Raw genomic sequence first — 18608 nt, forward strand, 5'->3', positions numbered from 1 at the left:
GTTTTTGACCCTGGAGCATGATCCCGAAAAGTGGAATCCGGTTTTTCGGAAAGATCATGTTCAAACGAACAGGCTCTAACCGCGATAGCCGTTTCGCGTCTTTCCGGCCGATGTCAGCGACACGGTCGCGGTCTCGTGTTCGTCAGCCGGCTTTTGCTCGTTCAGCCTGAGCGAGAACTCCACCAGCACAGGCAGGTGGTCCGACCCGGTTTCCCCCAGCCTTGTCGCTGAATGAATGGTCACTCCGCCCTTGCTGAAAACCTGGTCGATCGGCAGGCCGGCGAAGCGCCGCAGGAAGTCGGGCAGCTTGATGTAGATCCAGGTTGGTCCGGCGGATGGCATGACGGTCAGCCCGCCGAGCGCGGCGACGCGGCGCACGGCAGCACTCCATGGCACCGCGTTGCAGTCGCCCGCCATGATGGCCGTCTCGCCGAGCGAGGACAGCGATTCCGCAAGCTCGCCGATCTGCCAGTGCTGCTCGCGTGGCCACGGCCAGCTGAGATGGATCGCGGCGACATCGACGCCGATGCCGCCGAAGTCGACGGTCGCTGTGGCCATGGCGCCACGGCGCTCGCAATGCGGCTCGGTGCCGGCGGCAAAGGGCCGTCGCGAGAGCAGTGCGACGCCGAATATGCCGTTGGGGTAGGGACAGAGGATCCGGTATGGATAGGCGCTGGTGATATAGCCAAGTTCGGTCGTCCACATCGCCGACACCTCGTCCAGGGTGATCACGTCGGGATTGGTACGGCCAATCAGCGACAGCACCTTCTTCGGCGTCGGATTGTCGTAGCGCAGGTTCATCTGCAGCAGCTTGTAAACCGCGCGGTCTTCGTTCTTGGCTTCATAGGCCGCCTGAACCGGCCACAAACGAGACAATGGCAGCGCGCTGGAGGTGGTGGCAAACGCCGCCACGGCAAAAAGCAGCGCCGTGGCCGCTTGCAGGCGAAACGGCGTGGCCAGCAGCGGCAGCGCGCAAAGCGCCATCAGCACGGCGAGATGGACGCGGAAATGCGAGAAGGAATCGAAAGCCGGATGCAAGGTGCCGAAGAACCCGGCGACCAGGGCAACCGAGAACAACATCATCGCGATGAATGCCAGTGAAGCCGCCATGTCTCGACTGCGTCTCATCGGGTCAGGTCTGCAAGGGTTGCCAAAGTGGTGCTGGCACGGTTATCGGCAAAAATGCGGCCCAATCAAGATGACGAAATGCCCAATGCATGTCGCCCAAAAGTGCGCAGCGGTTTTGGGGCAACGACATGCAAAAGACAAAGACCTAAAGCGGGTCGCCGTTTCAACGCGACACGCTTTAGGCGATGCGCGGATCGTCCTACTGGAACGCCGTCTCCGAAAAACTTCTGAGCTTGCGCGAATGCAGCCGCTCCATCGGCATTTCCGCAAGCTTCTCCATCGCCCTGATGCCGATGGTCAGGTGTTGCGCCACCTGGCGCTTGTAGAACTCGGTCGCCATGCCGGGCAGCTTCAGCTCACCGTGCAGTGGTTTGTCCGAAACGCACAGCAGCGTGCCGTAGGGCACGCGGAAGCGAAAGCCGTTGGCGGCGATCGTCGCCGATTCCATGTCGAGTGCGATGGCGCGTGACTGCGACAGACGTTGCACCGGTCCGCGCTGGTCGCGCAGTTCCCAGTTGCGGTTGTCGATGGTGGCGACGGTACCGGTGCGCATTATGCGCTTGAGGTCATAGCCGGAAAGGCCGGTGACTTCGGCAACCGCCTCCTGCAGCGCCACCTGGATCTCGGCCAGCGGCGGGATCGGCACCCAGACCGGCAGATCGTCGTCAAGCACGTGATCCTCGCGCACATAGGCATGCGCCAGCACATAGTCGCCGAGCGCCTGAGTGTTGCGCAGCCCGGCGCAGTGGCCAAGCATCACCCAGGCATGCGGCCTCAGCACCGCGATATGGTCGGTGATCGTCTTGGCGTTGGAAGGCCCGACGCCGATATTGACCATGGTGATGCCGCCATGGTTCCGCTTCTTCAGATGATAGGCCGGCATCTGTGGCAGGCGCGGCGGTGCGACCCCTTCGCTGGGCGCGCTTTGCCCAACCTTGGTGGTGACATTGCCCGGCTCGACGAACTCGGTATATCCGCCGCCGCCATTGGCCATCAGGTCGCGCGCACGGGCGACGAACTCGTCGATGTAGAACTGATAATTGGTGAACAGCACGAAGTTCTGGAAATGCTGCGGCGTGGTCGCCGTATAGTGCGACAGGCGGTGCAGCGAATAGTCGATGCGCTGCGCCGTGAAGGGCGCCAATGGCCTTGGTTCGCCGAAGGCCACTTCGAAAGTGCCGTTGGCGATCTGGTCGTCGGTTCCGTCGAGATCCGGGACATCGAACAGGTCGCGGATCGGCCGCTTGATGCGTTCAGCCGCCGAGCCGTCGACATGGGTGCCTTCGAGGAAGGCGAAATGCAGCGGAATGGGGGTGGTCGATTCCGAAACGGTGACCGCAACCCCATGATTGCGCATGATCAGGCGCAGCTGCTCGACAAGATAGCTTTCGAACAGGCCCGGCTGGGTGATCGTGGTCGAAAAATGACCCGGCGTCGGCATATGGCCGTAGGCTTGGCGCGAGTCGATCTGGGTGAATGAATTGGTGGTGACGCCGATCTCCGGGTAGAAGGCGCGGTAGCGCTTGCCGTTGTCGCCGCCCGCTGCCGCCAGCGCTGCAAAGGAGTCGCGCAGGAACTTGGTGTTGCGGTCGTAAAGCACCTGCAGTGCCGCGACGGCTTTTTCGGCGCGATCGAAGCTTTGCCGGCCAAAAGGCTCGGGCATGACGACAGATTCGATGGCTTGTGGGTAGATTCGCTTTTCCATGGCTCAATATAGAGACTTGGATCGGCACTTGGGAGGGGTGTCGCGACCGAAGGCGGCCAAAGCGTCGTTTTTCTTTAACCGCGCTGCAGGCTGACCAGGAGCACGAAGCCGACACCTGACTTCTTTAAGGCTGGCGCGTCGATCGTCGAGCCGGCATCGGCGCGCATCATCGGCACGGCAAGAACCGGAGCGGCCAGAACCATCAGGATAAGCGCCGCCCGCGGCAGAAGCCGAAGGGTCTTGAGAGTGTTGGCGGCGATGCGGTCCATGGTGTTCTGCTTTTCTTTTCGAGGTCTTGTTTTCTGTTCAATTGCGAAGATGGGTCGGGCAGGCGAGGCGGCAGGTTCTGGAACTGGCCTCGTCCCAGGCGCGGGCCGGACGGCCCGCTTCGGCGACGAGGATGGCGAAGAACATTCCAAACAGGCTCAGCAGCAGGCAGACGATGGTGAAGCGGCGAGCAAGCATTGGGTCGTGTCTCCTTCAACACGGCGGAGAATGCCCGAGCGCGACTGAACCGGCTCTGATGCCGGCGTTCATCTGCTGTTCAAATTGGTTGACGGGGTTTCGACGGCGCCGGCGTCGGTTGGATAGCCGCTGGCGGGCATCGAGCATCACCGGCGCGGGATGTGTCGATGAAACGAAAACGGGGCCCGTCGAGGCCCCGTTGTCATGTCGCAAGGATACGATCGATCAGAGCTTGTGCCAGGTCTGGCTCTTGCAGATCAGTCCGCCAAGCACGCAGCCGCTCATCTTGAGCGAGGTGCCCGACAATGTCGCCTTGCCCGAATAGGTCTTGTCGTTTGCCGGGTCGGTGATGTTGCCGGCATATTTGTTGTCGCCGGCCGCCTTGAGCGAGCCGATGGTCTTGCCGGCATATTTGCCGGACTTGAGCGTGATGGAGAACGTGCCGCCGCCAGCGATCGCTGCGGTGTCGCCGGCCTGGGTTTTCCAGTTGCCTTCGATCGGATCGGCCCACGCCGCGCCTGCCATGATCAATGTGGCCGCCAGGGCCAGGCTCACTTTTCGAAACATGCTCTTCCTCCCTTTGGATGTCCGGCTGAATGCTCCGCCTCGCCGGGCTGCCGCTTACGCAAACGTAAGCTAATCCAGCTCCCGGCAAAACAAAAGCGGTGCCGCGGCGGAAGACTTTGGGAATTTTGAAACGCGTCGATACGGGCCGTGCGGGCAAGGAAAAGAAAGCATCGGCGGATCGTGTTTGTTTCCCGTGGTTAGCGGAGTGTTGATTCCCGCCGCGAAAATTTTCGTCGAATTTGACGAAAACCAGCGCGATTGCTGGTTTTGTATCCTTAACGAATTTCCGCGTTTACCTCTTGTTTTAGCTTTGTTTTCCTCAAATTAAGCACGCCATTTAACGGCGGATTCAAGCCTCCACGGCATTCTCGAAAGCATCGGAAGAGCAGCCCGCAAGGACAAACGAAGGCAGCTCTCGGGAGCCGGACAGGGCCAGAACAGGGGATTGAAAATGGCACGTTTTGAAATGCTTGAAGCAGGCTTCGGCGCCATGGGGGCAACTGCCCAGGCCGACATTCTTTTCGAACTGGGCATGATGTATGCGACCGGCCGCGATTGCGAGACCGATGTCGTTGCCGCCCACAAGTGGTTCAACATTGCCGCGATCAAGGGCTCGGCCCGCGCTGCGGAACTGCGCTCGGAACTGTCGGCAGCGATGTCGAAGGTCGAGATCGCCAAGGCGCTTCGTGAAGCCCGCGAATGGATGACCATGCACTGAGTTCTGCCAATCGCAGATAGGCCTATCGAAGACAGGGAAGCCCGGGTCAAGACCGCACAGATGGCCAGACCCGGCGGAATAGAAGGCCGCGCAAGACGGTCGACGACCTAAAGAATAAGAACGCGACAGCCCGCTAAGGCTAAGTCGTGCACGACATGGGGAAGGCGAGCGGGATTTCGGGGCGCGGGGGCGCTTGGGGACCGCTTGACGAGCAAAAAGCCACGACCAGCCGAAACAAGGCTGGCGTGGCTTTTTTGCTTGGAAGGCGTCTTGCAGGCCCAATCGAGTGCTGCCGATGCGCCTAGACAGGTCCAGTGAAGGATGAAATTGTCCCGCCTCTCTGGAAGAAGTGCGGCCGAGCGGCCGCGCGTGAGTGGAGGAGTTCTATTACCATGAAAAAAATCAGTATTTTGAGCGCGGCCGTTTTTGGCCTGATGATGAGTGCGCCGGCCGCATTCGCCGACGACATCACCTTTGCGGTGGTCGGTCCGATGACCGGACAACTCGCCACCATCGGCGATCAGTTCAAGCAGGGCGCACAGGCCGCTGCTGACGCGATCAACGCGGCGGGTGGTGTCGACGGTCGCCAGATCAAGCTGAGCATCCAAGATGACCAGTGCGATCCCAAGCAGGCCGTGTCGGTCGCCAACCGTATCGTCGCCGATGGCGTCAAGTTCATCGATGGCCACGCCTGTTCGGGTTCGAGCATTCCGGCCTCTGCCGTCTATGCCGAAGCCGGCGCCCTGATGATGAGCCCGGCCTCGTCAAACCCGGTGCTGACCGACGCGGCGGCCAAGGCCGGCTGGCCGACGATCATGCGCCTTTACACGCGTGACGATGCGCAGGGCGCCTTCATCGGCCCGTGGATCGCCAAGAAGTTCGCGGGCAAGAACGTCGTCGTCCTGCACGACAAGAGCGCCTACGGACAGGGCGTGGCTGACGCCGTCAGGGCAACCATGAATGCCGGCGGCCTCAAGGAAGTGTATTATGATGGCATCAATGCCGGCGAGAAGGACTATTCGGCTCTCGTCACCAAGCTCAAGGATTTGAAGGCCGATGTCGTCTATTTCGGCGGCTACCATCCTGAAGCCGGCCTGATCCTGCGTCAGTCGGCGGAGCAGAACCTGAAGTTCCAGCTGATCATGCCGGACTCCATCGCCTCGCCGGAATTCTGGCAGGTTGCCGGCCCGGCTGGCGAGGGCACCATGTTCGTCTTCCCGTCGGATCCGCAGGCAAAGCCTGAAGCCAAGGCAGCCGTAGAGAAGATCAAGGCGGGCGGCTTCGTACCGGAAGGCTTCACGCTGTTCTCCTATGCGGTGGTCCAGGCCTTCGCCGAAGGCGTCAAGCGCGCCGGCAGCGACGACCCGGCCAAGGTTGCCGAAGCGTTGAAGAACGGCACGCCGATCAGCACCGTTGTCGGCGACGTCACCTTCGACGAAAAGGGCGACCTCAAGAATGCCAGCTATGACATCAACCAGTGGCATGACGGCAAGTACGCGCCGATCGCGCAGTAATCGCTGACGTCGCTCCGGCGACCAACCAAAAGAAATGGCCGGGTTCGTCCCGGCCATTTCTTTTGCAGTCCGTCGCCTGTTTCGGCTGTCAGCTTGCGGCCGCGGTAGCGGCGCTCTGGTCCTCGACGAACCGCACCAGCACCGTCCCATCGGTGACCTGCGCTCCTTCGGTGGCGATCTCGGCGATCACCCCGTCATGCGGCGCGGCAATGGTGTGCTCCATCTTCATCGCTTCGAGGATCAGCAGCGGCTGGCCCTTGATCACGGCATCGCCTTTTGCCGCGCGCACCAGCTTGACCAGTCCCGGCATCGGCGCGCGCAGGCTGCCGGCGCCTGCCGCCGCTTCATCCGCCCGCGCCAGCGGGTCCTGCACGGCGAAGGTATAGCCAACGGCGCCTTCGAACACGGTGATGTGGCCTGGCCAGCAGGCGAGGCGCGGTGTGGCACGAAAATCATGCGAATTGGTGTTGTCATAAGGCTTGTCCAGCGCGACCTGGAACCGCCCGTCCGGCCGCATCGAAACCCTTGCCGCGATATCGTCTTCGCCGAACGTCAGCCGTGTGCGCCGTGCTACGCCGTGGAAATGCGCATAGCCGGCAAGTGACGACCATGGGTCGTTCGACGACGGCAATGCTCCAGCACCTGAGGCCGCAAGGGCGGCTGCCGCAACGGTTTCGCCACTCGGCGGGGCGACCTCGGTCAGTGCCGGTTGATGCCTGGCGATCAGGCTGGTGTCGACATCGCCCGCGACAAAGTCCGGATCGGCGGCCAGCGCAGCAAGAAAGGCGGTGTTGACGGTCGAGCCGGCGATCTCGGTTTGCGAAAGCGCCGCGCCGAGCGCTTCTAGTGCCGCCTGCCTGTCCTTTGCATGGACGACCAGCTTGGCGATCATCGGGTCGTAATATGGCGAGATGGCATCGCCGGCCCGCACGCCGGTCTCGATGCGCATCGTGGCGCCTTCAGGGGCTGCGTCCGGAAACTTCAGATGATGCAAGGTGCCAGTCGCCGGCAGGAACCCCTTTGCCGCATCCTCGGCATAGATGCGCGCCTCGAAAGCATGGCCGGCAAGCGTTATCTCGCTCTGTGCCTTGGGCAGCTTTTCGCCGCTGGCGACACGCAACTGCCACTCGACCAGGTCTGTGCCAGTCACCATCTCGGTGACCGGGTGCTCGACCTGCAGGCGGGTGTTCATTTCCATGAACCAGAAGCGATCGGCCTTCAGGCCTTGCGAGGCATCGACGATGAACTCGATGGTGCCGGCGCCGGAATAATTGATCGCCTTGGCGGCTTTCACCGCCGCATCCGTCATCGCCTTGCGCAGTGCCGGCGTCATGCCGGGGGCGGGGGCCTCCTCGATCACCTTCTGGTGGCGGCGCTGCGCCGAGCAGTCGCGCTCATAGAGATGCACCGCATTGCCGAAATTGTCGCCGAACACCTGCACTTCGATGTGGCGCGGCTTGTCGACATATTTTTCGACCAGCACGCGATCGTCGCCGAAAGCGGCTTTCGCCTCGCGCCGGGCGCTGGACAGCGCTTCGGAAAACTCGTCGGGATGCTCGACGCGGCGCATACCCTTGCCGCCGCCGCCGGCGCGCGCCTTGATCAGCACGGGATAGCCGATCTCGCGCGCCTTGGAGGCCAGCAGCACGATCTCCTGCGCCTCGCCATGGTAGCCCGGCACCACCGGCACGCCGGCCTTTTCCATCAGCCGCTTGGCGGCGTCCTTCAGCCCCATGGCACGGATCGAGGCCGCCGACGGGCCGATGAAGATGAGCCCTGCCGCCACCACCTGGTCGACGAAATCGGGATTCTCCGACAGGAAGCCGTAACCGGGATGAATGGCTTGCGCCCCCGTCGCCAAGGCCGCGGCGACAATCTTGTCGCCGCGCAGATAACTTTCGCCAACGGGTGAGGCGCCGATGTGTACGGCTTCGTCGGCCATCTCGACATGCAGGGATTTCGCATCGGCGTCCGAATAGATGGCGACGGTGCGCACGCCCAGCTTGCGTGCCGTGCGGATCACCCGGCAGGCGATCTCGCCGCGATTGGCGATCAGGATCTTGGCGAACATGGAGCCTCCCGGGTTTGCCTCGGGCGGCGCCAGTCTGGCGGGCGCCTGCCTATTTGGAAGCAGCGACGCTGCAGGCGCCGCTGGTCTGGAATTTGTATTTCTTGAGACCTCCCTGACATGATCTCAACGCCAGGTCTTCCGCTGCCTTCTGGGTCTTGGCATTCAGGTGGACGCCGCAGATGAAGAACTCTGTCATCCGGGCGATCGGGGTGGAAGCGTAGGCGGAATGACCGCCGGCCGCGACATAGGCATTGTAGCCTTTCCCACAGTCCCCCTTTGTGCCAGCCGGGAAGTAAACAGGATAGCGGGTATCGCCCTTGCTTCCCGCCAGCGACCCGGCCACCCCGACGCCGGGTGCCGTGCCCAGAAGCAGCCCTGCAACCAGCGATAGGATTGTTCCTTTGATGTATGCGGATCTCATTTTGTCCCACCCATTTTGAAAATGCCAAAGCTGACCGGTATTCGCCTATTTTGATGCGGCGACACTGCAGGCTCCGGCTGTGGAAACCTTCCACTTTTTCAGACCCGCTTGGCAGGATTTCAATGCCTTGGCCTCCGCCGCTTGCTGCGACGGTGCGTTCAGGGAGACACCGCAGATCGTGTATTCCGTCGACCAGTTGAATGGCGTCATTGCGTAGGCGGAATGGCCGCGCGCTGCGATATATTCGTTGTAATTCTTGCCGCAGCCTCCTGTCGAACCCGGCGCTCGATAGACCGGGAAGCGGACATGGCCCTTGCTTCCCGCGAGCGATTCCGCCGAACTGATGTTGGTTACCGTCAATATTAGAAATCCTGCAAGTATCGACGCGGCCGACTTGAGGCAATATTTCAGTTTCATTTCCACCCTGTCCCCGTTGCACTGAGCAGGATGAGCAGTAGCGAATATTTTTCCCCACCACCAGTTCGGTGACGGAGATTCGAGCTTGCCTTTGCTGATGAATCGGTTGGTCCATGAGTTCAGCCTTTTCGCAGGGCAGCAACGGCCTGCCGGTATAGTTCCGCCGTTTGGTCGTCGAAGCAGCAAAAAGTGATGGTTTCCGGCATTGTTCGTTTCTCGATGAACGTGCTGACCGTGTCGACGGCGATCTGCGTCGCCTCATCTTTCGGGTAGCGGTAAACGCCAGTCGAGATCGCCGGGAACGCCACCGTGCGGCAGTCATTGGCGGCGGCGAGTTCGAGCGAACTGGTATAGCAGGAGGCCAGCAATTCGGCTTCGCCTTTGCTGCCGCCTTGCCAGACCGGCCCGACCGTATGGATGATGTATCGCGCAGGCAGTTTATAGCCCTTGGTGATCTTGGCTTCGCCGACCTTGCATCCATTCAGGATGCGGCATTCGAACTCGAGCTCGCGGCCGGCCGCGCGATGAATCGCGCCATCGACCCCGCCACCGCCGAGAAGCGAGGAGTTGGCGGCGTTGACGATGGCATCGACGGCCAGTTTGGTGATGTCGCCGGTGTGAACCTCAATCCGCGCACGGTCGTTCATGTCACATCCTGAACACGCCGAAGCGCGTCTCGTCGATCTCGGCGTTGAGCGCGGCGGACAGGCTTAGCGCCAGCACGTCGCGTGTCTTGGCCGGGTCGATGATGCCGTCGTCCCAAAGACGGGCGGACGAGTAGAGCGGATGGCCCTCATGCTCGTATTTCATCAGGATCGGCTTCTTGAATTTTGCCTCCTCCTCGGCGCTCCATTCGCCACCTTTGCGTTCGATGCCTTCGCGCTTGACCATGGCCAGCACCGTCGCCGCCTGTTCGCCGCCCATCACCGAGATGCGGGCGTTCGGCCACATCCACAGGAACCGCGGTGAATAGGCGCGGCCGCACATGCCGTAATTGCCGGCGCCGAACGAGCCGCCGATGATGACGGTCACCTTCGGCACCCTGGCGGTGGCAACCGCCATCACCAGCTTGGCGCCATCCTTGGCGATGCCGCCCGCTTCGTATTTTCTGCCGACCATGAAGCCGGTGATGTTCTGCAGGAAGACCAGCGGGATCTTGCGCTGGCAGCACAATTCGATGAAGTGCGCGCCCTTCAACGCGCTTTCGGAAAACAGCACGCCATTGTTGGCGATGATGCCGACTGGCATGCCATGGAGATGGGCGAATCCGGTGATCAGCGTGGTGCCGTAGTTCTGCTTGAACTCATCGAATTCCGAGCCGTCGACGATGCGCGCGATCACCTCGCGCACGTCATAGGGCTGGCGCAGATCGGTCGGCACAATGCCATAAAGCTCATCCGCCGGATGAAGCGGCGGAATCGATCTCTGTAAGTTCAGGCTTACGGTCTTGTTTCGATTCAGGTTTTTGACAATGCGGCGGCAGATGGCGAGGGCATGGTCGTCGTCCAGCGCATAGTGGTCGGCAACGCCGGACAGCCGCGTGTGTACGTCCGCGCCGCCGAGGTCCTCGGCGCTGACGTCTTCACCGGTGGCCGCCTTCACCAACGGCGGTCCGCCGAGGAAAATGGTCGCCTGGTTGCGCACCATGATCGTCTCGTCGGACATCGCCGGTACATAGGCGCCGCCCGCCGTGCAGGACCCCATGACGCAGGCGATCTGCGGGATGCCGGCCGCCGACATGTTGGCCTGGTTGTAGAAGATGCGGCCGAAATGCTCGCGATCGGGAAACACTTCGTCCTGGTTGGGCAGATTGGCGCCGCCGCTGTCGACGAGATAGATGCAAGGCAAATTGTTCTGCAGCGCGATCTCCTGCGCCCGCAGATGCTTCTTCACGGTCAGCGGATAATAAGTGCCGCCCTTCACCGTGGCGTCGTTGACGACAACCATCACCTCGGTGCCTTCGATGCGGCCGATGCCGGCGATCATGCCGGCCGACGAGATCTCCTCGCCATACATCGACCATGCCGCGAACTGGCCGATCTCGAGGAAGGGCGATCCGATGTCGAGCAGTTGGGCGAGGCGTTCGCGTGGCAACAGCTTGCCGCGCGAAACGTGGCGCTCACGCGCCTCGTCCGAGCCGCCGCGCTCGACGCTTGCCGCCTTGTCCGCAATGTCGGCGACCAAGGCCCGCATGCGCTCGGCATTGGCGCGGAAGGTCTCGGAGGACGGGGAGATCTGGGACTGAAGCGTGGCCATTGGCGATCCTGTTACTCGGCCACGACTTGCAATTTGCCGTTTTGCCGCTCGAAGATGTCTTCGGAGAGAAGATCAGCTCCGTCTTTGAACGCCATATCGATTACCTTGCGGGCGATCTGGGTGGCGTCTGGTTGCCTTTTGTCGAAAACGAAAATGCAGTCGCGGCGAGGGATTGCAACAAATGCTCCTTCGGGAAAGTGAAAATTTACGCGAGACCAGAATTTTTCAGTGAGAATTAATGCCGGGGAAATCGCTTCGTCGCCCTCCATGATAAATGTAGATACCCCGTCAGATAGCCTGTCTTCTCGAATGTTACTGAGTTTTCTGTTGATATTGTCGAGAGCGATCTGACGAAGTTTTTCGAGGGTGCGGCCTCCCACGCTCGACCACAACATAGAACTAAGCGCATCCTTGCTATTGATTTGATACAAAATCACCAGATCGCCTACGAACTCTTCATACACCGGTCCTGAATCGTCCTCGCCCTGGATTTGGTTGAGCGCGTCGACATATTCGCGCGGCCGAATATTTGCGATTAAGTCCGCTGGGTCAAAATTGCTTGCCGTGTTCGCAAACACAAGAGCGTTGATAAAGCGCTGGATTTCAGTCTTGGTGTCCGCTGCGGAAAGGCCGCGTATTCGACCAAGCAGATTTGTGACATCCAAAAGAATGTCCGGCTTGTTCTCAGCTGCGATTGCTCTGATCACGTTGACGCGCGCCGGGTCGTTCGGATCGGGCACTGCTTCCCTGATGCGATGGTCCGCTTTTAGACGTGAAATGACTTCAGCGCGTAGCGCCGCAACATCTTCGAATTTGAGCTCCTCGGAATGCGCCGTCCCTGCCAATCCTGACAGCGAAACCAGCGCGACCATGGTTCGCGCCAGCGTTCCAAGGTATTTCGCCAGGCCCCGCATTCGCTCACGCCCCCTCCGCCATGATTTCCCGCCCGATCAGCCAGCGGCGGATCTCGCTGGTGCCGGCGCCGATCTCGTAGAGTTTGGCATCGCGCAAAAGCCGGCCGGTCGGATAGTCGTTGATGTAGCCATTGCCACCCAGCAGCTGGAGGGCGTCGAGGGCCATCAGCGTTGCCTTTTCTGCGGCAAACAGCACGCAGCCGGCGGCATCCTTGCGGGTGGTCTGGCCGCGATCGCAGGCGGCGGCGACGGCGTAGACGTAGGCGCGCGCGGCGTTCAGCGTCGTGTACATGTCGGCAAGCTTGCCTTGCACCAGCTGGAACTCGCCGATTGCCTGGCCGAACTGCTTGCGTTCGTGCACATAGGGGATCGCCACGTCCAGACACGCTGCCATCAAGCCGATCGGCCCGCCGGCGAGCACGGTGCGTTCGTAGTCGAGGCCCGACATCAGCACTTCGACCCCGCGGCCTTCCTCGTGCAGCACGTTTTCGAATGGCACTTCGACATTTTCGAACACAAGTTCGCCGGTGTTGGAGCCGCGCATACCGAGCTTGTCGAGTTTCTGCGCCACGGAAAACCCGGCCATCGCCTTCTCGACGATGAACGCGGTGATGCCGCGCGATTTCCGTTCCGGATCGGTCTTGGCATAGACGACCAATGTCTCGGCGTCCGGCCCGTTGGTGATCCACATCTTGGTGCCGTTGAGCACATAGCGGTCGTTGCGCTTTTCGGCGCGCAGCTTGAGCGAGACCACGTCCGAGCCGGCGCCGGATTCCGACATCGCCAGTGCGCCGACGCGCTCGCCGGAACAGAGTGGCGGCAGGAACTTCTCCTTCTGCGGCGTGGTCGCCCAGCGGTTGATCTGGTTGACGCAGAGGTTGGAATGGGCGCCGTAGGAGAGGCCGACCGATGCCGAGGCGCGCGAGATTTCCTCGACCGCGATGACATGCGCAAGATAGCCCATGCCGCTGCCACCGAAATCGGGGTCGGCGGTGATGCCGAGCAGTCCGAGCGCGCCGAGTTCGCGCCACAGATGCGCCGGGAATTCGTTCGAGCGATCGATGTCGGCGGCGACCGGCGCGATCCTGTCCTGGGCGAAGCGCCGCACCATGTCGCGCAGCGCCTCGATATCCTCGTCATGCCCGAAGCTGAGCGTGTTCGTGTACATGCTTTTCCTCCTGGCGCATGACCTCGAAGATCCCTCTCGATCTTCGAAGGAACATACGCGAAATCAAGGTGCCGCGGCGTCTCTGGCGCGTCCGAAGGCGCGCACGGTGCCATGGGTCGTCTCGCTGTCGGTTCCTGCTCCAACCAGGCGCATTGTCATCGAAAGATATGTCGACGTCACTTCTGCGATCGAAAGCCGCTCGCCGGGGCGAAACCAGACGATGACGCCGGTCATCATCTGGATCAGCGCCATGGCCGTCAGTCCGGTGTCGTCGATGTTGAAGACGCCTGCCTCGGCGCCGTCGCGCAGGATCGCGCGCAGCTCCTTTTCGTAGGCTGTGCGCAGCCGCAGGATCTGTGTCAGCCTGTCGGGCGACAGGCTGCGCAATTCCATGTTCGACACATGCGTGGCGTGCCGACGCTCGATATGAAAAGCAATGTGGTTTTCGACATAGGCTGAGAGCCGCTGCACGGGATCCGCGCTGGCAGGGCGGGCGGTTTCCCAGGCTTCAGTCAGCTCTTCCATGTGTTCGCGCATAAGCGTGAACAGAAGCTCTTCCTTGGTCGGAAAATAGCGATAGAGCGCGGCTGCCTGGACACCGACTTCGGCGGCGAGCTGACGCATCGACATCGCCTCGTAGCCAAAACGCGCGATCAGATTGACGGCCGCCTCGCGGGCGGCTGCTTCGGTCTTTTCGCCATCGGATCCGGTCGTGCGCGCCATGTCAGCCCCTTCACGGGACGATAATAAAACGAACGTTCAATTAATTCAAGTCAAACCAATCCATCGTCATGCAACAATCCTGAAGCCAACAAAAGTGTTTCCGGGTGCCAACTCCTCGACGTCGACCCTGGAAACCGAAGCCTCGGACGGCCCTTTCCAGAGGCGCCCGATCATTGTCGAGACCGCTTCGTCGAGGCCTGCAATCTGGGTCGTCACCGACCCGTCCGCTTCATTGCGGACCCATCCCGCAAGGCCAAGGCTGGTGGCCTCGCCCCGAGCCCAGATCCTGAAGCCGACGCCTTGCACATTGCCGTAGACGCGCGCCCGCACTTCCCTGCGATGACCAGCCATGAATCTCTCCTAGCCCGTCTCCTTGGAATCTGGCGCATGGCGCAGGGAATGCAACCTGAGAACTGCATGCACGACGCAATAGCTGGGCTTCTGGTTTTGAAAATTAATTGACTCAGTCCATTAATTTTTGGAAATTGGAACCAGCCCTTGTCGGGAGTTGGATGCAGATGTTGGACGAAAGAAACGCATTGGTGGCGCAGATCCGCCACTTCAACCGATTCTACACCCGCACCGTCGGCCTTCTCGACGAAACCCTGACGCAGAGCGCGTTCACCTTGACCGAGGCGCGCGTGCTGTTTGAGCTGGGCCACCACAGCAACCCTGCTTCGGTCGAAATCTCCGGCGAACGCGGTTTCCTGGCCGGGGCTTTTCGGCTGGAGGGCGGTCCGGCGGCTTCCGAAATCGCCAGACAATTGCGTGTCGATGCCGCCTATCTGACGCGAATCCTGCGCAAGTTTGCCGGCGAGGGGCTGACCGAGGCTCGAACGGATCCGGCCGATCGGCGCCGAAGGGTTTTATCACTGACGCCCAGGGGCGAGGCCGCTCTTGCGAGGCTTCAGGCGGCGGCTGATCGGGATACGGCGCGGCTGATCGAAAGCGTCCCCGACGACAGGCTGCACGAACTGGGCAGCGCCTTGCGCAAGGCTGGGGAATTGCTGGGTGATCCCGCCAGCGAGAATGACGCGGTGACGCTGCGGCCGCACAGCGTCGGCGACGTCGGCTGGGTCGTGCAGCGGCAGGCCCAGCTCTACGCCGATGAATATGGCTGGAATATCGAGTTCGAAGCCATGCTCGCCGAGATCGGTGCCGATTTCATCCGCAATTTCGTGCCCGGCCGCGATTTCTGCTGGATCGCCGAACGCGGCAGCGAGCCGGTTGGCGCGGTGTTCCTGGTGCACCTAGACGACAAGGTGGCAAAGCTGAGGATGCTGCATGTCGAGGCGGCGGCGCGCGGACTGGGCATTGGCAAGCGCCTGGTCGCGGAGTGCGTGAGCCAGGCCCGCGCCTGCGGCTACATCAGGCTGGTGCTGTGGACCAACGACATCCTCGTCGCGGCGCGCGCGATCTACGAGCGTGCCGGCTTCAGGCTGGTCTCGGAGGAGCACCACCGCAGTTTCGGCAAGGAATTGACCGGCCAGACCTGGGAGCTGGATTTGTAGGTCGGGCCTGAGAGCATTGTCCCGAAAAGTGGGTACCGATGATCTCGGACAAACGGAAACCGTTTGTCCGACATCATGCTCAACGAAAAAATGGAGCCCCATCCCGATTCCATCGGGATGGAACAGGCTCTAATTCCCTCGCGCTGCCGCCAGCGCGCCGGGCAGTTCCTCGGCGAAAATGTCCAGCTCATGATCGAGGCCGACGCTGACGCGGATGCAACGGTCGAGCACTGGCACCATCGGCTTGCGGATGAAGATGTCGCGTGACAGCAGGCCCTGCAGCACCTTCAGCGCGAAGGCGCCATCGCCGCCGCAGTCGATGGTGACGAAGTTGGTTGCCGAGGCCAGCGGCTTCAGCCCGTTCGCCTCGGCAATGCTGGCGATGCGTCGGCGGCCGGCCGCGACTCTGGTCACCACGCTTTGCAGATAATCCTGATCGGCAAGCGCCTCGACGCCGGCGATCTGCGCCATGCGGCTGACGCCGTAATGGTTGCGGATCTTCTCGAAATCGCGGATCACCTGCGCCTCGGCCACCGCATAGCCGCAGCGTATGCCGGCCAGCCCATAAGCCTTCGAGAAGGTGCGCATGCGGATGACGTTTGGCCTGGAGATATCGATCGGCGGCAGCGCCGAGGCCGGTCCAAGTTCGCCATAGGCCTCGTCGAGTACCAGCATGGTGGTTTCCGGCAACGCCTCGATGAAGCGGATGAGCTCGCTTGCCTCCCACCAACTGCCCATCGGGTTGTCCGGATTGGACAGATAGACCAGCGGCGCCTTCTCCTTGCGCACGGCAGTGAGCAGGCCGTCCAGGCTTTCCCTGTCGTTCTCATAAGGAACCGTGACCAGGCGCCCGCCGACACCGGCAATATGGAAGTTGAAGGTCGGATAGGCGCCGAGTGACGTGACCACGGCATCGCCGGGCGCCACATACATGCGCGCCACCAGGCCGAGCAACCCATCTATGCCTTCGCCGACCACGACGTTTTCGACCTTCACGCCGTGGTGCGCGGCGGCCGCCACCTTCAGGTCGTGATTGTCGGGATCGCAATACATCCACATGTCGCGGGCAATTCCGGCCATGCGCTCGATGACGCGCGGCGAAGGGCCAAAGCTGCTCTCATTGGCGCCGATGCGCGCACGAAAAGCGCGGCCGCGCTCGCGCTCCTGCGCTTCGGGGCCAACAAACGGCACGGTCGAGGGAAGCGCTGCGACAAGCGGCGTGAGGGGAGGGCGTTGGTGCATGACGGAAGCTCATTTGAAAAGGGCCTTCTTGCTAGCCTGCCCGCATGGTCGGTGCAAGTTGCCGCGGCCTGCAACCGTAATGCTGGATTCCTGCGTCTCTTTTTGCTAGCGAGGCGCAATGAACAATCGTCTCCCGCCAGCCTGGTCCAAGCACCTGAAGGTCCAAACCGGGCCGAAACCCAAATTCCCGCAGCCAAATCTGCCGAAGGTGAATTCGCTTTCGCGAGCACAGGCAGACGACGCGCTGCTGCAGCAGGCGTATCAGTTTCAGCAGGCCAAACGGCTTGATGAAGCTCAGGACCTATGTCTCCAGGTTCTGGCGCGCACGCCCAACCATCCACTCGCCCTGTATATTTTGGGGACCGTGTGCCTAGGCTACGACGATGAGGCGGCCTTGCGATATTTCGCGCGAGCGCTGGGCGAGGAGCCAAAAAACCCCTACTACCACCTTGGCTTGGCCTCGGCCTATGTGAAGGTCAGTGAATATTCACCAGCAATCGAGCATATGCAGTATGCCTTGGAGTTGCAGCCGGACCTCGTAGAAGCGCTTTGTGCATTGGGGAGTGCTTATATCGAGTTTGATAAACCCGAGATGGCCTTGCCGCTGTATGAAAAGGCGCTGAAGATCAATCGCGATCATCCCAAGGTGCGGACAGGGCTGGCCAGCGCGCTCAGCAGCCTGGGGCGCATGGACGAGGCCGCCGTCTATCTCAAGGAAGCAATCGAACGTCGCATCGCGGTGCCGACTGCCTACAACGACCTTGTACAGACGCAAAAGTTCACCGAAGAGCCAAAGGAACTCCAATCCATCCTTCGTGAACTCGGCAGTCCCAAGCTTGATCCGGACGGCTTGGAGAAGCTCCATCTGGCGGCCGGCAAGGTGCTGAACGACCTGAAGCGCTACAAGGATGCGTTCGGCCATTTCAAAAAGGCCAAACAGGCCTCGGGCCGCAACTTCGACATCGACCAATACCGTCGCTGGATAGACTCGCTGATTGAGACCTTCACGCCCGAGATGCTGGCTGGCAGGGTGGGTTACGGAAATCCTTCGGAAGTTCCTGTGTTCGTGGTCGGTATGCCTCGCTCGGGAACGACGCTCACCGAACAGATTTGCGCCAGTCATCCCGATGTGCATGGCGCAGGGGAACTGAGCAAACTTAGACGAGTCGCAAATGCGATCGAACTCAAAAAGTCATCGGCCGGACGTTTGAACCAGGCTATGGCGTCGATCACAAAAGGCCTGTCCAGGACGTTGGCCGAAGAGCACCTGACCTATCTGAGGGAGCGGGCACCTTCCGCGCTTCGGATCGTGGACAAGATGCCTCATAATTTTGAACTGATCGGTCTTATCGCCGTTCTCTTTCCCAACGCGCGCATCATTCATTGCCGCCGTGACGCCATAGACAATTGCGTCTCTTGCTTTGTCTTGAAATTCGGCGAGGGCCACAGTTACAACACCGACCTGAAGGCACTCGGCCTGTACTATCGCGAATATGACCGCCTGATGCAGCATTGGAACGAGATTTTTCCGGGCCGGATCTTCGAAAATCAGTACGAAACGTTGGTCGAGGATCAGGAGGCACAGTCCCGTCGCCTTATAGATTATCTCGGGCTGCCCTGGGACGACGCCTGCCTGCGCTTTTTCGACAGGGATGGTTCGGTCAACACGCCAAGCCGCTGGCAGGTTCGTCAACCGATCTACAAATCGTCCGTCAAGCGCTGGAAAAACTACGAAGGCGAGATCCAGCCTCTGATCGATGCATTGGGCGACCTGGCGGACAAATAATT

General features: G+C 61.2%; 19 protein-coding genes. 4 read left to right on the forward strand and 15 right to left on the reverse strand.

Annotated features, from left to right (window positions below; all coding sequences use genetic code 11):
• Positions 1–75: 75 nt before the first annotated feature.
• The 5 genes from AC1D10_RS23485 to AC1D10_RS23505 all read right to left on the reverse strand — a co-directional run bounded on the left by AC1D10_RS23485 (position 76) and on the right by AC1D10_RS23505 (position 3865).
• Positions 76–1110 carry an endonuclease/exonuclease/phosphatase family protein gene (locus tag AC1D10_RS23485; protein WP_477276060.1) on the reverse strand — a complete coding sequence of 345 codons (1035 nt, stop codon included), beginning with the start codon at positions 1108–1110 and terminating at the stop codon, positions 76–78.
• 217 nt (positions 1111–1327) lie between these two features.
• Positions 1328–2791 carry an AMP nucleosidase gene (locus AC1D10_RS23490; protein ID WP_477276062.1) on the reverse strand — a complete coding sequence of 488 codons (1464 nt, stop codon included), beginning with the start codon at positions 2789–2791 and terminating at the stop codon, positions 1328–1330.
• Between the two features lie 116 nt (positions 2792–2907).
• Positions 2908–3102 (reverse strand): hypothetical protein, encoded by a 195-nt coding sequence (locus tag AC1D10_RS23495; RefSeq protein WP_379106077.1) that lies wholly within the window; start codon positions 3100–3102, stop codon positions 2908–2910.
• Between the two features lie 37 nt (positions 3103–3139).
• Complete coding sequence (locus AC1D10_RS23500) at positions 3140–3298, reverse strand: hypothetical protein (RefSeq protein ID WP_292138494.1); 159 nt, start codon at positions 3296–3298, stop codon at positions 3140–3142.
• Between the two features lie 225 nt (positions 3299–3523).
• Positions 3524–3865 (reverse strand): DUF2147 domain-containing protein, encoded by a 342-nt coding sequence (locus AC1D10_RS23505; RefSeq protein ID WP_477276065.1) that lies wholly within the window; start codon positions 3863–3865, stop codon positions 3524–3526.
• Between the two features lie 451 nt (positions 3866–4316).
• On the opposite strand from AC1D10_RS23505, the gene AC1D10_RS23510 reads away from it, so the two are divergent.
• On the forward strand, positions 4317–4583 hold the full coding sequence (locus AC1D10_RS23510) for an SEL1-like repeat protein (RefSeq protein ID WP_010915070.1): 267 nt from the start codon (positions 4317–4319) through the stop codon (positions 4581–4583).
• A 392-nt stretch (positions 4584–4975) separates the two neighbouring features.
• Positions 4976–6097, forward strand: a complete 1122-nt coding sequence (locus AC1D10_RS23515) for an ABC transporter substrate-binding protein (protein WP_477276067.1) — start codon at positions 4976–4978, stop codon at positions 6095–6097.
• Between the two features lie 88 nt (positions 6098–6185).
• Here the strand turns inward: AC1D10_RS23515 and AC1D10_RS23520 are convergent, their stop codons facing one another.
• The 9 genes from AC1D10_RS23520 to AC1D10_RS23560 all read right to left on the reverse strand — a co-directional run bounded on the left by AC1D10_RS23520 (position 6186) and on the right by AC1D10_RS23560 (position 14418).
• Positions 6186–8168 (reverse strand): acetyl/propionyl/methylcrotonyl-CoA carboxylase subunit alpha, encoded by a 1983-nt coding sequence (locus AC1D10_RS23520; protein WP_477276069.1) that lies wholly within the window; start codon positions 8166–8168, stop codon positions 6186–6188.
• Positions 8169–8217: 49 nt separating this feature from the next.
• A complete protein-coding gene (locus AC1D10_RS23525; protein WP_477276071.1) occupies positions 8218–8589 on the reverse strand; it encodes a hypothetical protein in 372 nt (123 codons plus the stop codon).
• Between the two features lie 45 nt (positions 8590–8634).
• Positions 8635–9006, reverse strand: a complete 372-nt coding sequence (locus AC1D10_RS23530) for a hypothetical protein (protein WP_477276073.1) — start codon at positions 9004–9006, stop codon at positions 8635–8637.
• 119 nt (positions 9007–9125) lie between these two features.
• Positions 9126–9653, reverse strand: coding sequence for an O-acetyl-ADP-ribose deacetylase (locus tag AC1D10_RS23535; RefSeq protein ID WP_477276075.1), 528 nt, complete (start codon positions 9651–9653; stop codon positions 9126–9128).
• Between the two features lies 1 nt (position 9654).
• A complete protein-coding gene (locus AC1D10_RS23540) occupies positions 9655–11262 on the reverse strand; it encodes a carboxyl transferase domain-containing protein (RefSeq protein ID WP_477276077.1) in 1608 nt (535 codons plus the stop codon).
• A gap of 11 nt (positions 11263–11273) precedes the next feature.
• Positions 11274–12176, reverse strand: coding sequence for a DUF1444 domain-containing protein (locus AC1D10_RS23545; protein ID WP_477276079.1), 903 nt, complete (start codon positions 12174–12176; stop codon positions 11274–11276).
• A 4-nt stretch (positions 12177–12180) separates the two neighbouring features.
• A complete protein-coding gene (locus AC1D10_RS23550) occupies positions 12181–13344 on the reverse strand; it encodes an isovaleryl-CoA dehydrogenase (RefSeq protein ID WP_477276081.1) in 1164 nt (387 codons plus the stop codon).
• Positions 13345–13407: 63 nt separating this feature from the next.
• Complete coding sequence (locus AC1D10_RS23555; protein WP_477276083.1) at positions 13408–14067, reverse strand: TetR/AcrR family transcriptional regulator; 660 nt, start codon at positions 14065–14067, stop codon at positions 13408–13410.
• A gap of 66 nt (positions 14068–14133) precedes the next feature.
• On the reverse strand, positions 14134–14418 hold the full coding sequence (locus AC1D10_RS23560) for an acylphosphatase (protein WP_477276085.1): 285 nt from the start codon (positions 14416–14418) through the stop codon (positions 14134–14136).
• A 167-nt stretch (positions 14419–14585) separates the two neighbouring features.
• Here AC1D10_RS23560 and AC1D10_RS23565 point away from each other — a divergent pair, with 167 nt between their 5' ends.
• Positions 14586–15578: a bifunctional helix-turn-helix transcriptional regulator/GNAT family N-acetyltransferase gene (locus AC1D10_RS23565; protein WP_477276087.1), complete on the forward strand. Its 993-nt coding sequence runs from the start codon at positions 14586–14588 to the stop codon at positions 15576–15578.
• 129 nt (positions 15579–15707) lie between these two features.
• On the opposite strand, the gene AC1D10_RS23570 is transcribed toward AC1D10_RS23565, so the two are convergent.
• Positions 15708–16820, reverse strand: a complete 1113-nt coding sequence (locus AC1D10_RS23570) for a pyridoxal phosphate-dependent aminotransferase (protein ID WP_477276089.1) — start codon at positions 16818–16820, stop codon at positions 15708–15710.
• Between the two features lie 118 nt (positions 16821–16938).
• On the opposite strand from AC1D10_RS23570, the gene AC1D10_RS23575 reads away from it, so the two are divergent.
• Positions 16939–18606 carry a tetratricopeptide repeat-containing sulfotransferase family protein gene (locus AC1D10_RS23575; protein ID WP_477276091.1) on the forward strand — a complete coding sequence of 556 codons (1668 nt, stop codon included), beginning with the start codon at positions 16939–16941 and terminating at the stop codon, positions 18604–18606.
• Positions 18607–18608: the final 2 nt, after the last annotated feature.

The organism is Mesorhizobium sp. P2_A8 (genome assembly GCF_056404935.1).

What these genes read in the sequence shown, in the direction of transcription:
- AC1D10_RS23485 (WP_477276060.1), bottom strand. Translation starts at nt 1,110, where the DNA reads ATGGCGGCTTCACTGGCATTCATCGCGATGATGTTGTTCTCGGTTGCC.
- AC1D10_RS23490 (WP_477276062.1), bottom strand. Translation starts at nt 2,791, where the DNA reads ATGCCCGAGCCTTTTGGCCGGCAAAGCTTCGATCGCGCCGAAAAAGCC.
- AC1D10_RS23495 (WP_379106077.1), bottom strand. Translation starts at nt 3,102, where the DNA reads ATGGACCGCATCGCCGCCAACACTCTCAAGACCCTTCGGCTTCTGCCG.
- AC1D10_RS23500 (WP_292138494.1), bottom strand. Translation starts at nt 3,298, where the DNA reads ATGCTTGCTCGCCGCTTCACCATCGTCTGCCTGCTGCTGAGCCTGTTT.
- AC1D10_RS23505 (WP_477276065.1), bottom strand. Translation starts at nt 3,865, where the DNA reads ATGTTTCGAAAAGTGAGCCTGGCCCTGGCGGCCACATTGATCATGGCA.
- AC1D10_RS23510 (WP_010915070.1), top strand. Translation starts at nt 4,317, where the DNA reads ATGGCACGTTTTGAAATGCTTGAAGCAGGCTTCGGCGCCATGGGGGCA.
- AC1D10_RS23515 (WP_477276067.1), top strand. Translation starts at nt 4,976, where the DNA reads ATGAAAAAAATCAGTATTTTGAGCGCGGCCGTTTTTGGCCTGATGATG.
- AC1D10_RS23520 (WP_477276069.1), bottom strand. Translation starts at nt 8,168, where the DNA reads ATGTTCGCCAAGATCCTGATCGCCAATCGCGGCGAGATCGCCTGCCGG.
- AC1D10_RS23525 (WP_477276071.1), bottom strand. Translation starts at nt 8,589, where the DNA reads ATGAGATCCGCATACATCAAAGGAACAATCCTATCGCTGGTTGCAGGG.
- AC1D10_RS23530 (WP_477276073.1), bottom strand. Translation starts at nt 9,006, where the DNA reads ATGAAACTGAAATATTGCCTCAAGTCGGCCGCGTCGATACTTGCAGGA.
- AC1D10_RS23535 (WP_477276075.1), bottom strand. Translation starts at nt 9,653, where the DNA reads ATGAACGACCGTGCGCGGATTGAGGTTCACACCGGCGACATCACCAAA.
- AC1D10_RS23540 (WP_477276077.1), bottom strand. Translation starts at nt 11,262, where the DNA reads ATGGCCACGCTTCAGTCCCAGATCTCCCCGTCCTCCGAGACCTTCCGC.
- AC1D10_RS23545 (WP_477276079.1), bottom strand. Translation starts at nt 12,176, where the DNA reads ATGCGGGGCCTGGCGAAATACCTTGGAACGCTGGCGCGAACCATGGTC.
- AC1D10_RS23550 (WP_477276081.1), bottom strand. Translation starts at nt 13,344, where the DNA reads ATGTACACGAACACGCTCAGCTTCGGGCATGACGAGGATATCGAGGCG.
- AC1D10_RS23555 (WP_477276083.1), bottom strand. Translation starts at nt 14,067, where the DNA reads ATGGCGCGCACGACCGGATCCGATGGCGAAAAGACCGAAGCAGCCGCC.
- AC1D10_RS23560 (WP_477276085.1), bottom strand. Translation starts at nt 14,418, where the DNA reads ATGGCTGGTCATCGCAGGGAAGTGCGGGCGCGCGTCTACGGCAATGTG.
- AC1D10_RS23565 (WP_477276087.1), top strand. Translation starts at nt 14,586, where the DNA reads ATGTTGGACGAAAGAAACGCATTGGTGGCGCAGATCCGCCACTTCAAC.
- AC1D10_RS23570 (WP_477276089.1), bottom strand. Translation starts at nt 16,820, where the DNA reads ATGCACCAACGCCCTCCCCTCACGCCGCTTGTCGCAGCGCTTCCCTCG.
- AC1D10_RS23575 (WP_477276091.1), top strand. Translation starts at nt 16,939, where the DNA reads ATGAACAATCGTCTCCCGCCAGCCTGGTCCAAGCACCTGAAGGTCCAA.